At 25.3% G+C, this 15,721-nt stretch carries 16 protein-coding genes; 6 read left to right on the top strand and 10 right to left on the bottom strand.

Going from position 1 to position 15,721, the window contains the following annotated elements; all coding sequences use genetic code 11:
* The 4 genes from BN346_RS07915 to BN346_RS07900 all read right to left on the bottom strand — a co-directional run.
* Positions 1 to 414 (bottom strand): 5-formyltetrahydrofolate cyclo-ligase (locus BN346_RS07915; RefSeq protein ID WP_158644465.1); only part of this gene is annotated, 414 nt, incomplete at its 3' end.
* A gap of 259 nt (positions 415 to 673) precedes the next feature.
* Positions 674 to 1,660 carry a C39 family peptidase gene (locus tag BN346_RS07910; protein ID WP_051540165.1) on the bottom strand — a complete coding sequence of 329 codons (987 nt, stop codon included), beginning with the start codon at positions 1,658 to 1,660 and terminating at the stop codon, positions 674 to 676.
* A 541-nt stretch (positions 1,661 to 2,201) separates the two neighbouring features.
* The gene (locus BN346_RS07905; RefSeq protein WP_040327676.1) at positions 2,202 to 2,810 is read right to left on the bottom strand and encodes a DUF3793 family protein; all 609 of its coding nucleotides are present in this window, start codon (positions 2,808 to 2,810) and stop codon (positions 2,202 to 2,204) included.
* A gap of 21 nt (positions 2,811 to 2,831) precedes the next feature.
* On the bottom strand, positions 2,832 to 3,260 hold the full coding sequence (locus BN346_RS07900; protein ID WP_040327675.1) for a flavodoxin: 429 nt from the start codon (positions 3,258 to 3,260) through the stop codon (positions 2,832 to 2,834).
* 266 nt (positions 3,261 to 3,526) lie between these two features.
* Between BN346_RS07900 and BN346_RS07895 the strand changes: the two genes are divergently transcribed.
* The gene (locus BN346_RS07895) at positions 3,527 to 4,399 is read left to right on the top strand and encodes a hypothetical protein (RefSeq protein WP_040327673.1); all 873 of its coding nucleotides are present in this window, start codon (positions 3,527 to 3,529) and stop codon (positions 4,397 to 4,399) included.
* A gap of 63 nt (positions 4,400 to 4,462) precedes the next feature.
* On the top strand, positions 4,463 to 4,909 hold the full coding sequence (locus tag BN346_RS07890) for a hypothetical protein (protein WP_040327672.1): 447 nt from the start codon (positions 4,463 to 4,465) through the stop codon (positions 4,907 to 4,909).
* A gap of 48 nt (positions 4,910 to 4,957) precedes the next feature.
* Here the strand turns inward: BN346_RS07890 and BN346_RS21585 are convergent, their stop codons facing one another.
* Positions 4,958 to 5,095, bottom strand: a complete 138-nt coding sequence (locus BN346_RS21585; protein WP_158644464.1) for a hypothetical protein — start codon at positions 5,093 to 5,095, stop codon at positions 4,958 to 4,960.
* A 192-nt stretch (positions 5,096 to 5,287) separates the two neighbouring features.
* On the opposite strand from BN346_RS21585, the gene BN346_RS20485 reads away from it, so the two are divergent.
* Positions 5,288 to 6,880 carry an RsiV family protein gene (locus BN346_RS20485; protein WP_051540163.1) on the top strand — a complete coding sequence of 531 codons (1,593 nt, stop codon included), beginning with the start codon at positions 5,288 to 5,290 and terminating at the stop codon, positions 6,878 to 6,880.
* A gap of 55 nt (positions 6,881 to 6,935) precedes the next feature.
* Here BN346_RS20485 and BN346_RS07880 read toward each other — a convergent pair whose 3' ends face one another.
* The gene (locus BN346_RS07880; protein WP_040327671.1) at positions 6,936 to 7,760 is read right to left on the bottom strand and encodes an Mrp/NBP35 family ATP-binding protein; all 825 of its coding nucleotides are present in this window, start codon (positions 7,758 to 7,760) and stop codon (positions 6,936 to 6,938) included.
* 382 nt (positions 7,761 to 8,142) lie between these two features.
* Between BN346_RS07880 and BN346_RS07875 the strand changes: the two genes are divergently transcribed.
* Positions 8,143 to 9,009 (top strand): 50S ribosomal protein L11 methyltransferase, encoded by an 867-nt coding sequence (locus BN346_RS07875; protein ID WP_040327670.1) that lies wholly within the window; start codon positions 8,143 to 8,145, stop codon positions 9,007 to 9,009.
* 120 nt (positions 9,010 to 9,129) lie between these two features.
* The gene (locus BN346_RS07870; RefSeq protein WP_051540161.1) at positions 9,130 to 10,038 is read left to right on the top strand and encodes a polysaccharide deacetylase family protein; all 909 of its coding nucleotides are present in this window, start codon (positions 9,130 to 9,132) and stop codon (positions 10,036 to 10,038) included.
* A gap of 84 nt (positions 10,039 to 10,122) precedes the next feature.
* On the opposite strand, the gene BN346_RS07865 is transcribed toward BN346_RS07870, so the two are convergent.
* From BN346_RS07865 to BN346_RS07850, 4 genes are all read right to left on the bottom strand, one after another.
* Positions 10,123 to 10,557: a hypothetical protein gene (locus BN346_RS07865; RefSeq protein ID WP_040327669.1), complete on the bottom strand. Its 435-nt coding sequence runs from the start codon at positions 10,555 to 10,557 to the stop codon at positions 10,123 to 10,125.
* 68 nt (positions 10,558 to 10,625) lie between these two features.
* Positions 10,626 to 11,414, bottom strand: a complete 789-nt coding sequence (locus tag BN346_RS07860; RefSeq protein ID WP_040327667.1) for a response regulator — start codon at positions 11,412 to 11,414, stop codon at positions 10,626 to 10,628.
* Between the two features lie 158 nt (positions 11,415 to 11,572).
* Positions 11,573 to 12,775 (bottom strand): HD-GYP domain-containing protein, encoded by a 1,203-nt coding sequence (locus tag BN346_RS07855; protein WP_040327666.1) that lies wholly within the window; start codon positions 12,773 to 12,775, stop codon positions 11,573 to 11,575.
* Positions 12,776 to 12,972: 197 nt separating this feature from the next.
* Positions 12,973 to 13,857: a metallophosphoesterase gene (locus BN346_RS07850; protein WP_040327665.1), complete on the bottom strand. Its 885-nt coding sequence runs from the start codon at positions 13,855 to 13,857 to the stop codon at positions 12,973 to 12,975.
* Positions 13,858 to 14,343: 486 nt separating this feature from the next.
* Between BN346_RS07850 and brnQ the strand changes: the two genes are divergently transcribed.
* On the top strand, positions 14,344 to 15,639 hold the full coding sequence (brnQ, locus tag BN346_RS07845; protein WP_040327664.1) for a branched-chain amino acid transport system II carrier protein: 1,296 nt from the start codon (positions 14,344 to 14,346) through the stop codon (positions 15,637 to 15,639).
* Positions 15,640 to 15,721: the final 82 nt, after the last annotated feature.

The following is a 15,721-nucleotide window of genomic DNA, read 5'->3' as shown; positions in this document are numbered from 1 at the left end:
CCCACCGCCATATCCTATTCTTCCATAATTTACATCGAAAACTGCACCAGGCATTATAACTAAATCTATATTACATGTAGATATTTCCTCTAAATCATCATCACATTCTAAGATTCCTTTATATCCCTCTTTTAAATCTTCAAATGATGTTATTCTTAAAGCTTTCATACCATCTTTTTTGTTTATAACCTTAGGTATACACACTACCTTATCATTTTCAAAACAATACCTTATAATTCTATGTGTATCTACTTCACTTTTGTAACTTACAAATAAAAATACAACCTTTGCATCAATAAATGATTTTTCTTTTATTAGTTTTGAAAATATAATATCATCCATTATTTCTTTTTCGTCACTTTTTAAATCATCTCTTAATACTAAAATCTTCTTTCTTAATTCCTTTTTTTCCACTATTTCTCCCCCCATATTCATAAAATAATCCCCAATATTATTATACCATACACTATATATGAACTTTTTAAACTCAAACAACCTCCTTATAAAATAATAGTTTTGAATTTAAATATATCATATTTTCACAATACTCTTTAACAAACCTAAGTTATTAATTTTGTGTTAGTTGTAATACTCTACTCTTTTTGAAGCACTACATACAAAAAGCTATGATTATAAAGTTAAAATCATAGCTTTTTATGTCTTTATTTATATTTTATTTTTCGTATGTTATTGCTTTTTGACCTGTACTTTTCCATATATTTTTGAATACTTCTTTTTTAACCTTTTGATTAGGCTTGTCTTTTAAAGGATCGTTATAATAAATATACTCAGAATCATATCCTGTTAAAAGTACTGCATGTTGATTAAAATATGCCTTAATTATTTTGTCACCACTTTTCCAAGTCTTATTAACTTCTGGAGTAGTAAATTCACTAGTAACCCAAGCTAATACTGGCTTGTTTTCATTTAATGCCTTTTCTATATACGAGTAATCTAAATTTGTTAAATTAACACCTTTAACATATTTATTTACTAATTCTAAAAGTGGTTTAGGATTTATAGAATATCCTGCTGTAATACCTGTTATATCTCCTACAAATCCAACATCTGGGTCTCCCCATGTAGCTATAGTTCCATTACCATTATACTTTATTTCCGTAGTATCTTTTTTTACTTGTCTTGCTAATGCAACTTTATCTATGTTTATTCCTGCATGACTTAACATCATAGCTAGTGAAGTTACTTCACATCCATTCTTAAGCTCTGGCATCTGTTTAACTAATTTTACATCTATTAATACTTCTTTATCTTTTTCACTATCCTCTTTCTTCTTTTTTGCTTTCTCTTCTTCCTTTTGTTTTTCTAAAAGTTCTTCTTTTTCTTTTTCCTTTTCTGCTTCTTGTTTTTTAGCTAAATCTTCTACCTTCTTTTTTGCTTCTTGTTCTTTAGCTATTTTTTCTTCTTCTTTCTTTTTTGCTGCTTCTTCTTTAGCTCTTTCTTTTTCTAACTGTTCTTTTTCAACTTCTGTTAAATAATTTTCTCCAAGTCCAGACTGAATTTTTAAATTTTTTATATGTTGTTCATAAGCACTAGCTTTTGTCGTACTATTTATATAACTATAACAACCAATAAATAAAAGTATCATAGCTAAAGCACAAGTTATTATAGGTAGTCCGCTTTTTCTCTTTTTTTTTCTCAAGTTATTCTCTCCAATCTATAACGCTCATATTTATTTAGCTATATCTTTTTAGAATATATATTACTTCCTAATATAATTTACGAAACATAATCAATTAAGTTAATATAAACTTAATATATTTATAAATAATATTTAAATATTTAAGTTTATAACCATACTAATTATCTATTAATAAACATTCTATCATTTATTAGTTATATATTCTATTTTAATAATTTAAATTTATTTAAAACAAAAAGTGTTGGTATAAAAACCAACACTTTTTGCTTCAATTTAATGAACTTTTGTTATACTGCGTTTTAAAAAAATATTATATTGTAAGGAACCAAGTTATAACTTGGATTTTAATGTTTTCAACAGTTGAAAACATATATATATTATGAAAGGATTTGGATGTTAAATTTGTCATTTATTTTAAAGCAAACAAACTGCACATTAAGCAATTAGTTTACTGCTTTAACAAAGTTATAATTTTATAAATTTAATTACTTTTCATACTTTGAAAAGTATAAAACATTTAATAAAATTTTAAATACATTCTCTAAACTATTTTTAAAATTTCCACACTAGGTGAAACTTTACAAACTTTATTTATTATTTCTAATTTAGCATCATCAAAATCTTTAAATTTCTTTAATGCACCATTTTCATCATTATAAACTTTCCAATAACCACATATTAAACATTCCATATTCGGATATTCTATAAACATCTTTACATCTTCTAAAGGAAATCCTAAGAATAATCCAAGTTCATGTGGACAAATATTGTTTTGATATCTTTCTTTTAATAATTTTAACTTTTTATCAATACTCATATTGGATGCATATCCAAATTTACTTAAATAACATTCTGTAACTTCATTTTCTAAGCTACTTTTTAATATATCTTCTTTGTAAAATAATACAATAATCGCTCTATCTGTTTCCTTCAGTTCAAAAGCCTTTACTTTTAACCTATTTAATACTTCTATTTTATACTTTTTCCAGTTTTCAAGCATATTTCTATCTTTATTACAAAGAGTTACAGTGGTGGCAGCCTTAAGCCCTTTTATTGTAGGCGCTATATTAAACGCTATTACATTAACTAAGTAATCTAAATCATTAAAATACCTTATCTTCTCTCTAAATGCTTTAACTGCCAACTTCACTGTTATGCTCCTCTCTTATCTTTAAATTTTTGCTAATTCTTTTCCTAAAGTAATACACTCTTCTTCGCCATCTTTATCTGGCTCATTATTTATTGTAAGTCCATTTTCTATAACATCAGCACCATAAGACTCCATTCTATCTACCCAATCTCTCATCCATTGTCCATCTCCCCATCCATATGAACCAAAAAGTGCTACTTTTTTGCCATTAACTTTTTGTGCTATTGATTCTACAAATGGTTCCATTTCTGATTCTTCTAGAACCTCATTTCCCATTGATGGACAACCTAATGCAATAACTTCAAATTTATCAATTTCATTAGCATCTACATTGCTAACACTTTCAACTATCGGATTAGCTCCACCACTTGATATTCCTTGCCCTATAAAATTAGCCATTTTTTCTGTATTTCCTGTGCCACTCCAATAAACCACTAGTATATTTTTCATTTTCCCCATCCTCTTTCTAATTGATATTGATTATCACTTTCATCTTTAATACTAGTATATTATCTGTTTTTAATATTGTCAATAGTTTTTTTGAAAATCATTCTCATTTATTTTCTTTATTTATGTACTATCATATTTCCCTTATTAAATTCATATATTTTATTGATATTCAAATGTATTATTTTAATTTTTAATCTTTAATACATTTCATGTTTAGGTTATTACAATTTAATAAAACCTATTCATATTATGAAAGGAGTTTTTCCATGAGATATAATTTTAAAAATATTTTTATGTCTCTAGTATATAAAAATACTAATGAACAATTATTTAATTCATTAAAGGAATATAATGATAAACTTTCAGCAATAAAAGAAGATTTATCAGCAAATCTTAACCGACTAAAATGTCTATGTTTAAATGCTAAAAATTTATCTGCTCTTTTAGAGCATAATGCTTCTAAATTAAATATAAATGATTTAATAGATCCATACATCTTAGATGACATACATTTAATAAATATAAATTATCCAAGTGACGACAAAATAATTGAACAATTATTTATAAGTAATACACTAGTTCAGTCAATAGAAAAAAACTGCATAATGTTTAATAAGTATGTTAATATAATTCAAGATATTAAGCTATTTTTATGTGATTCAAATATAAATAGTGCTGATGTATCCAATCCTTATTTTAAATTTTTTAAAGATAACAAAGGATTTCCTATTGTGTTTTTATGTGATATAAACACTGACTTAATATATACAAATGATTTTTCTTTTAATATTTATGGGCTATTTGGAAACTATACTTCTTTAAACCATTTAAATGATTATATTGAACTTATTTTAGAATATAATCACAATGTTCCTAATTGCTTAGCATTAAAAAAATTTTTATTCTGCAATAATTCTAATTATGGTGATTTATGTATTAAGTTTTTATCTGAAATTTTAATTCCTGAATTAAACAATTTAATACATGAATTAAAAATTGAAAATAAATCTAAAATAAATAAATTAATTACTGTATATACTAATAGTTGTATTGACGATGATTTTAATTCATCCAAGGATTTTTATAAAAGAAATGGATTTACATTTGATAATAATAATTTTTATTTAAAGTTTTCTTAGTAATTGAATACTTAAATTTATTATTACAAGTTAAATCGTAATTATAGGAGGAAATATATTATTATGGATTTTATTTCTTGCAATGCTACTGAAAATTACATGTTAGACTTACACTTATCTGAGCTTAAAAATAATTTGAATAATTTATTGAAAAACTTAAATAACAATAATTTTAATTTTCTATTTAATAGTAAAGATAATATTACATCTACATTAAAAGAAGTTATTAACACACTCTCTCTAAAAAATGATTGTGTTAATAATGATGATATAAAGAAGTTAGAATTTCAAAGTAAATCTCTTAATATAATTACTCCTGTATATTACAAGACTTCGATTAACTCAAACTTTACTTATATTGATGTTTGTATTAATACTTTATTGAGACTTAAAAATAATTATAATACTCCCTCTTCATACTATTCAATTTATTTAAATGAACTTTATATCTATCTAAGCTTTTTGAAAAATTATACTTCTTGGCTTAGATCAGATTTGTTAGTTTTATAAAATTAAAGCTACTAACAAAATTTGTTAGTAGCTTTAATTTACTATATCTTATTTCATATTCTTTTTTATATTTCTTTTTATATTTTTCATCATTACAGACATGTCTTTTCCCATTTCAGCTGCAAATTTTTTCATTTCTCTTTTTGCTTTAGTTGTTATTTTTTTTGTACTACTATTTCTTTTCATAGTTATCTCCTCCTCTGTAAATATGATGTATTTAAATTTCTTAATACAAATAGTATGTACACTTTTTCAAATAGAAAACTAGTAATGTTTTGGCAATTTTCTTATTACTTCATAACTACACTGTTAATTTATGTAACTTTTGTCAACATTTAAACATATTATATTATTGTATAAATATTATAGAGGTGTATTATGTATATTCGCTATCCTTATGAAAATAATTTTATAGATATTGATTCTGTCATGAAATTCACTGATTCTGAAGATACATTTTCTTATGATACTAAATCAATAGATGATTTATTTGAACCTTTAAAAGTAACTGCTGATGCAACGGCAATGCAACCACCTAATTCAGCACCACCAAGTTTTGTACCTAACCCCAAAAGTTCAAAATCTGCTCCAGGTGCTAACGTAAAATCTGTTTCACCTAATTCAATAAGACCATGTACTTTCCAAAATATATATTTATGGCTTACTAATGGTAATCAGTTTTGGGCTTGGCTTACAGGTGTAGATAATAGAACTGCATATGGATTTAAGTGGGTAGGTAATAGATGGGTTTATTTCGGTGTTGATTTAAATAAAATTGATGAATTTGAATGTTTTGGCTATGGACCAAATAACTCTAATTGGTGGTATCAAAAAAATCCTCGTCCTAGAGATTTTGAAAAATTTGAGTTTAAACATATAAATTCATCATATAAATCAGACGATTCAAATTATGATGATACTAAAAAAAATAATAATGTAATGTTTGTTCCTTTAGATGAAACTAAATCTAATACTGACACTTTAAAAAATAATGAAAAACCAACAACTAATGCACCACAGGCAACACCTGAAAAACCTAATTCTGATGTTTTAGTAAAACCTGAAATTTTATGTAAATGCACTCATCAACATCTATATTTATGGTTAGCCAATGGCGCTGAATTTTGGTCTTGGTTAACTAAAGTTAATAATGACCATGTTTGCGGTTATAGATGGAAAAATGATACTTGGGTATATTTTTCTATTTCAATTTATAAAATATCTTGCTTCAAGTCATTTACTAGAGCTAATATTCCTAATATGAAATTTTCAATTTCATCTTTAAACCCTTATGGAAGATATATTAAAGATGAAATTATAAATCCTAAAGATTTTACAATAATATATCCTTATTTTAGAAGCTTATTAAACAAAGAAATTGAAGTTACAGATAATCAACTAATTGTTGATAAATATTTAGAATTAATTAGAAAACAGTTATTTTCTATACGACCTGAGGAATATGTTACAGTTTACGGCTCATACACCTTATCTTTGCAAACTGAAAATATAGCTAGTTTTATATTTTATCTATATTCATATGGTGTAAATACTAGTGAATCCATTTCATATGAATCTTTAAATATAAATTATATGACTGGAGAAATTTATGAACTAAAAGATTTATTTAATCCAAAATATAATTATCTTCCTAGATTAAACGAATTAGCACTAGATTATCTAAAAAAACAAGATTCATCTGCTGTTGCTAATTTTAAAGGATTTAATAATAATCAAAAGTTTTTCCTAACAGATGATGGTCTTGTAATATATCTAAATGCTTCTGACTACGATCCAAGTTCATTAGAAATTTTACCTATAATAATTCCTTATAAAGACTTAGAAGGAATGCTTTATCCTGGAAGTCCTATAAATCAAGTAACATCTAAAAATAATACTAAAACTAATCCTGATAAGCCAATAGTAGAAGATAATAAACTTCAATTCACAAATACTGATATGTTCTTTTAATATAAAAAATAAGAGGAATTAAAAATTCCTCTTATTTTTCATATTTACAATATTATTAAAAATTCTCTACTTTTGAAACAATATTTTCAATTTCTTCTTCTACTTTTTCTGAATAAAGATTAACTTTTTCCTTTGAAAGTTTTGCTATATCCATACTCATAGGCATTTCACCTAATAGTGTTGTATCCATTCTTTTTATGTATTCATCAAAATCTTCATTTTCAAAAATTCTAATTTTAGTTTTACAATCTGGACATATTAAATAACTCATATTTTGAATAACACCAATAACATTCATGTTCATTTTTCTTACCATGTTTATTGATTTAGCAACTATCATTGACACCATATCTTGAGGTGTTGTAACTATAACAACTCCACTTATAGGAATAGATTGCATAACAGTTAATGGAACATCACCTGTTCCTGGTGGCATATCTATAATTAAATAATCTAATTCTCCCCATAAAACATCTGTCCAAAACTGTTTAACTGTTGCAGATATTGCAGGTCCTCTTAATATTACTGGAGCCTCTTCATCTTTAACTAAAAAGTTTATTGACATAACTGAAATATCTTCTTCAGACTTTATAGGTATGATTCCTTCTTCAGTTCCAAAAACTTCATTTTCTTTTATATTTAACAATCTAGGAATGCTCGGACCTGTTATATCAGCATCTAAAATTCCAACTTTATAACCTTTTTTATTTAGTCTCTTAGCTATCATAGTTGACATAGTAGATTTTCCTACTCCACCTTTTCCACTCATCACAGCTATAACATTTTTTATTTTGTTATTTGGATTATTTTGTATTGAACAACTTGATTCACTACTATTACACTTTCCTTTACTTGGACATGTGCTACAATTTGAACCCATAATAAATCCCTCCCATATAAACATTTTTAATTTGTATAAAGTTTATTTTAACAATAAACTTTATTTTTTAACGCAGCTTTTAAACTATTCATTGCTAAAACATTAATCAGATTATGAAATTAAAATCTAAACAACTTTAAGTTTAATTTTCTTCTATATTCTATATAATATATCAGTTTTTCTTACCTTTCAAATTTGCAAATGCTATAAACTATTAAATTTTAAGTGATATTGGCAGATTTTATTATATTTTATTGAAATTTTAGAAAAGTTCTATTTTTTATCATATAATTGAAAAACTAAACTTCAATGCTATATAATATGTTATTAATTCAAATTTATAGTCAATACTAATGATAAAGACATTATTTAGGAGGTACTTATGTTTAAATTTACTTTTAAAGTTCCATTATGTAAAACAGATGAAATAACAGAAAAACTTTATTTAATAGACATATACAACATATATTATGAAAGCCCTGTAACAATAACTACTACCGATTATGGTTATGGTTATTATGAAAATGAGGATGAAATAGTTGATTTTAATATTGTAATTGAAAGTGATGACATAAATTTTGTTAATTCACAAAAAGACTTAATATCAAAAACATTATGCATCAAAGATTTAAATGTTGAAGAAATTAAAAACATTGAACTTAATGAAACTATGGAACCTATCGATTTAAATAATGGTTGGGTTATATGTTCACCTGAATATGATGCTAATAATAAAAAAACTATTAAATTCATACCTCAAGGGGCATTTGGTACTGGTCTTCATGAAACTACTCAAGATTGTTTAAGATACATACTTGAAAAAGATTTTAAAAATAAAACTGTACTTGATATAGGCACGGGGTCTGGAATATTATCTATTGCTGCTGCTATAAAAAATGCTACTTCAGTAGCTAGTTTGGATATTCGTGATGTAAATGAGGAAATTAATCTTAATGCATCATTAAATGATATTGATACCATTGATATCTATGTTGGCAATGCATTAGAAGATGATTTAGGAATAAATACGCAATTTGATTTTGTCTTTATCAATATTGGTGGTGAAGAAACTCAAATGTTCATGGAATTTATAAATAGTCACATTAAATCCAATGGTACACTTTTAGTATCTGGACTTGTTGAATGGACTTTTGACCTTGTTATAGATAAAATTAAAGAATATGGGTTTGAGCTAACATCTAAATCTCAAACTAATGAATGGTGTACAGCATTACTTAGAAAAATTTAATACTTTCTTATTAAAATTATAGTAAATCTTTGATATAATTATAAGACAAAGCAATATTGAAATTGATTCTTAATATTGCTTTTTTTATATAAAAAAATAAATTGAAAAGGTGTAATCATAATGAAAAATAAAAAGTTTTATATTATATTAGTTGTTTTAGCACTAATTCTATTTTCAACTATAGCATTTAAATCTAAATTGTTTAACAATCCAACATCAACTAAAGTCGATGTATCTTCAACAGTGGAAAATAAAAATGATACAAAAAATGATAATAAAGAAGAAGCTCCTCAAGTTAGTAGTATCTATTCTAAAATCAATATAGATGAAAAATATAAGGGTCATGAACTAAAAGATAATTCTATTGGTGTTCCTGTTGTATATTATCATTCAATTCAACTTAGTGGAACAAATGAGCTTATGTTAAATCCAGATACATTTAGAAGTCATCTAAAATGGCTTAAAGATAATAATTATGTATCATTAACTATGGATGAATTATATAATCATCTAAAATTTAATAAACCAGTTCCTAAAAATTCTATAGTATTAACTTTTGATGATGGTTATATAGATAATTTTAAGAATGCACTTCCAATACTAAAGGAATATGGTTATGATGGAACTGTATTTATGATTTCTGATTATTTAGGAAATGAAAATTTCTTAACTAACGATCTATTAACTCAATGCGATGAAGGTAATTTATTTGTTGAAAGTCATAGTTCAACTCATCCTGAACTGGCAACACTTACAAATCAGCAACAAGAAAATGAACTTAAAAGTTCAAAGTCTAATTTAGAAGCCATAGTTAAAAGACCCGTAGAATACATAGCATACCCTTATGGTTCTTATAACACAGAAACTAAATTGCTTTCTGAGAAAGCTGGATATAAACTTGGTTTATCTACTGATAGTGGATTTGCTACTGGCAAGTCGCCACTTTATGCTGTACCAAGAGTATACATGAGTGATTTTTATAGTTTAGATGAATTCATAAATAGAGTTACAAATCCTAATTATGAATAAAAAAATAAATAGCTCAAAATACGCTTAAAAGTATTTTGAGCTATTTATTTTTTTACTGTATATTTATAATTTAAAATTTTCAAGTTATAATTTTTCTACTTTTTTATCACTCCATCTCTTCCTATGTTTATTTTTAAAATCTTTATGTTCTCTTTTTATATTTTTTCTTATAATTAAAATCAGTCCCAAATCAATAAAACTGTAGATAGTTGCTTTTTTACACTCATTTTTATAAAATTCAACTTCCTCATATATCCAATCATTTTCTTCATCTTTTTGTTCATCAGATATACTTTGGCTTAAATTTATTGCTTCTTTCCTAGCCTTTAAATCATCAATATTATCAGATGCCTTATACATTACCATTGAGCAAAATAATCCAGCCACAATAAATACTGCATACAATACATTTTTAAATCCATTTTCGCTTAAGTTATAATGTATAAAAAAGTCCTTAATGAATATTCTTGCTAAATATATAGCTAAAAATATAGAATATATTATCATAAACATCTCCATTACCTTCCCCCTTTTACCCATTATATCCAATAAATCTCATTTTTTAAATACCATGATATTTAAAAAAATTATTTTTTCATTTCTTTTATAACCTTTTTCATTTTTTCATTTAATATGTAAATTCTAGCATTAGATTTTAGCTTTGATATAAACAATTCTTCGTCTATAGGCTTATTTATTATATCATCAGCACCACTATTTAATATGCTTGATAATGTTTTAGAATTATTTAAAGATGTGACTGCAATTATTATAGAATTTCTATTGCTTTTTCTTATTTCTTCTATTAAGTCTTTTCCAAATTCATTTTGAAGAACTATATCTACTAAATACATATCATATCTTTTTTTACTATTAAAAAGTTCATTACCTGAATTATAAAAATCCACATTATTTATATTATATTTTCCAAATAAACCTTTTTGAACTTCTTTTTCAAGCTGACTATCATCAACAACTGCTATTTGTATATGTCTAAGATTCAATAAATTTTCATCTTCTTTAAGTGCTATAGATATGTTTTTCATTATATCTTTCTCTAAATTTTCTTTTAAAATATAATCAGTTACACCTAAATCAAATAATTCTTTCTTTTTGTCATCTATATTATTCCCACTAACTACAAATATAGGTATTTCACTTTTATTACTTACATTTATTTTTTTTAAAAACTCTTCAATAGTTCCAACCTTACCTACTAAAGCACTTATAACTAAATCTATACCTTCATTTTCTAAAATTTCATATGCATCTTCAAAACTATCTGTACATATATATGAAAATCCTTTTTCCACTAACATTTGTTTTACTATTTTACAAAAAAAATCACTTTGTTCTATATGCAAAATCTTAAACATCTATACACGCTCCCTAGTTTTTTATTTGTATTATCGTATTATTCAGAAATTTTTAAATGATTTTCAGTTATTTTGATGTTACTAAATGTAAAAAATATTTTTATATAAAAAAACTATCATAAAATAGAATTCATTTTCTACTTTATGATAGTAAAATTTTAATCCTTAAAAACATAATCAATATCTGAAACTATTTTTCCATCTATATATCCATTATGCTTCATTGTATTTAGTATTTCCATAGCCTCACCATGACTTAATGCTTTTCTATATGGCCTATCTTCTGTTATAGCCTGATATATATCAAGACATGCCATAAGTCTAGAGTTAAAGTCTAATTCCTCTGCATATAATCCAAGAGGATATCCTTTTCCATTAAGTTTCTCATGATGATTAGATGCCCATTCAGTAATTTCTTCAAATCCACTAATACTTTCTAATGTTGTTCTTGTATAATATGGATGTTTCTTTATAATTTCAAACTCTTCTTTTGTAAGCTTCTTAGGACTATCTAATATTTCATTAGGAACTGCCAACTTACCTATATCATGTAAATCTGCTGCAATTATTAATTTCATCTTTTCATCATCAGTTATTTTATAAAACTCACACATTATTTCAACTTTTTTTGATAATCCTGTTGAATGTCTCTGTGTATATTCAGATTTACTATCTATTATCTTTGATAATACACTTGTTATTTCATGTATTTTCTCAAATGATATATCAAAGCTATATTTAGGCATATCCCTTTTTAATATCTCACCTATATCGTTACTAGCAATCTCACTCCAAAATTCATCACAATTAGAAACATTTTTAAATGCCATAACTATTTTAGATGAAAAAGCTATTCCATCATTTTCATCTACAAATTTGTAGATTTTATTTCTATCACATTGTATCAAGTTACAATTCATCTCAACAACATTTGCAAATTGTATTATTTGTGACATTATAGGAATCTCATCCTTCTTCAATTTAAAAAAACCTGTACCATCATACTTCTCATGATGATACTTTATTACATTTTTTACATCTGTTAAAAATGGGTAATTTGCAATATTCTCTTCTCCAATTGAACAATGAACTCTAGATTTTTCTAAGTTAGTTAATGATACTTCTCCATTTACTCTTAATTTTTCATATAAGCTTTTTTCTCCTACACCATTATCATGTAAAATAGCAAGAGCAACAATATCATGAAGTTCTTCTAAGCTCATTCCTAATTCTTGTCCAATCTTTAATGAAATATATGCTATTCTTCTACCATGATTTGATGGTGCCCCTAAAACGTCCATTTCCATAAAATCTAATGCAAACGATACTGATGTTAAAAATTCATTTAAGTTAAATATCATATTTTTCTCCATCCCACAACTAAAATATTTATATATCTAATACTTTTACACATTACAGTTATAAATGAATATCTTTGTGAATAATGCTCATTTATAGTTAAATTTTACTTTATTATCATTTCTATTTCAAGTTTTAATAATTATCAGTTAATAAATTATTCTTATGATTACCATGAAAACCATAAAAAATATATCAGTTAAAGTAATTCAATTTTTACTGGTCCACCTATAATATCACGTCTAACGCATAGAACTCCATTTTCTAAAGAAGTTGTTTGCCATTTTATTAATTTTAACTCTCCTTTTTCTAATTCTATGCATGTTATTGAATATGGATATACACAGCAACCATCATTAAAATATTTTAAATTTTTTTCAACACTTAATATGGATCTATGTGTATGACCTGCTATCATTGGTTGATTGTTTTCCTTTACCCATTTTTCTAATTTCTTATCTACTTTAGTTCGCTTAGAGTGTTTTTTTGCTGGACTTGTTGGATTTCTAAATCCAAATACTTGTTCCATAGTAGACCATATATATCTTACTAAAAAGCATGCTACTTTTCCTAATTGATAATTTATAAAATCTACTTGGTGTCCATGTATAATAAAAAGTTTAGTACAATTAGGCTTATAAACTAATTTTAATCCTTCATACATAGTTAATTCATGAAATAAATCATATAAATCTTTTCTTGAATTATCAAATTTATATTTTTCTATTTCTCGCCTAAATTTTCTACTATGTTTTATTTCATCATGATTGCCAACTATCATATAAAATCTGTCTTTTCTTTTGAACTTAAGCAAAATATTGAAAACTTCTGGATATATATCATATATAGTACCTATCTTTGATACTTTCCAAAGTTCATCTCCATCACCAATTTCTATTTGTGTAAAATCTCTTTTATAGTAATACTTTAATGCAGCTGTATAAATATTTAAATTAGGTAATAAATCATCTTTCCAAGTTCCATCTCCTCTATGACAATCACTTATAAATACAAATTTAGATTTATCATCAATATAAAGTTCTGGAACATTATTAAATATTTTATTTAATATACTTACAGTCATATACTTACTCCTAAAATTTCTAACCTATATTTATTATATAAATCTACATTAAAATTGTTATTACCTATATATTTTTTTCTATTTGACAAAACCTTTGATAAATAACTATATTTCTAAAATTATTTAAACATGAAATGCTACAAATATTATTCTAAGCTAGTCTATATCTTGAATATAGCGAAGTTATTAAATTAATTTATTTATTTTATGAACTTGTAAATTTATAAAAAAATTAATTAAATGTGAACATACTAAGTAACCTACTGTTTTTCCATAAAATTTATAATATAATAATATGAAATCAAATACATTTTTATCCTATTCCAAATCCACATTTTTCATATTTTTTACAATTATTACATTGTAGAAAAACACTATTCATAGAATTAATTTTATTTATTAAAATAATTCATTGTTACGTATTAAATTTCTAATAATTACAATACTAATTGTATACATACCAATAAAAATTAAGGGGATGAATGAATGAAAAAAAATAATGCAAAAGATTTTATAGTTATTGGTTTTGCACTTTTTGCAATGTTTTTCGGTGCTGGCAACTTAATTTTTCCTCCCTACATGGGAAACTTGGTCGGTGATAAAACACCCATAGCTATACTCGGTTTTTTAATCACTGGTGTAGGTTTACCACTTACAGGAATAATTGCTTGCGCTAAAATCAATGGCAGCTTTTCAGATATTTCTAAAAGAGTTGGAAAAGTATTTTCTGTATTTGCTACAACTATACTAGTTTTAGCAATTGGCCCTATGCTTGCCATTCCTAGAACTGCTGCTACAACTTATGAATTAGCCGTACACCCTATTTTTCCAAGTGTCGGTCCATCATTATCTGTAGCAATATATTTCCTTATATGTTTGATTTTTGTTTTGAGACCTTCATCTATTATTGATAACATAGGAAAAATTTTAACTCCTATTTTGTTTTTAACTCTTGGAACTATAATAATTAAAGGAATTATATCTCCAATTGGACCTGTAGTAAATACAGGATTTAAAGGTGTATTTCCAAGTGCACTCCTAGAAGGTTATCAAACAATGGATGTTATGGCATCCGTTATATTTTCTTCAATAGTTCTTTCATCTATAAAGGATAAGGGCTATACATCAAGAAAAGACATAATATCTCTAACAATTAAATCAGGACTTGTTTCTGTAGTAGGTTTAGCCTTCGTTTATGGTGGGCTTATGATTCTTGGAAGTCAAACTTCTACAGTAATTTCTAGTGATATAGGCAGATCTGCTTTAGTTGTTGAAATAGTAAAAAGTATTTTTGGTAACATAGGAACTGTCATTCTTGGAATCTCAGTAGGTCTTGCTTGTTTAACAACTGCTATAGGACTTATATCAACAGGTGCTTCTTATTTTAATAAACTATCTCGTGGAAAAGTATCATATGGTACCTTTGCAATTATCATAAGTGTAGTAAGTGCATTACTTGCAACTGGTGGTGTTGATGATTTAGTTAAACTTGCTGTACCAATCTTAAATGTTTTATATCCTATTGTAATAGTATTAATAATAATTACACTATTAGGTAATTTAGTAAAAAATAATACTGTTGTAAGACTTACTGTATATACTACATTCTTTGTTAGCTTCTTTACTACTGTTGACACTCAAACTAACGGAAACATAACAGCTGTAAATAAGATTTTATCATTTATACCACTAAATGATGCTGGCTTCGCATGGATTTTACCATCCATTATAGCCTTTGTACTTGGTATGATTTTCTTTGAAAGAAAGCCATCTAAACAATGATTTGTGTAATTTAAATTGTTGACAAATTGTTTATAAATTTTACAATTATTTTGTTTAATTTTTCTTAATTTTATGATATATT

The sequence above is a fragment of the Clostridium ihumii AP5 genome (assembly GCF_000612845.1).
Lineage (GTDB): Bacteria > Bacillota > Clostridia > Clostridiales > Clostridiaceae > Clostridium_J > Clostridium_J ihumii.
Note: the sequence above shows the minus strand (reverse complement) of the source record. Positions and strands in the feature narration are given on the sequence as shown.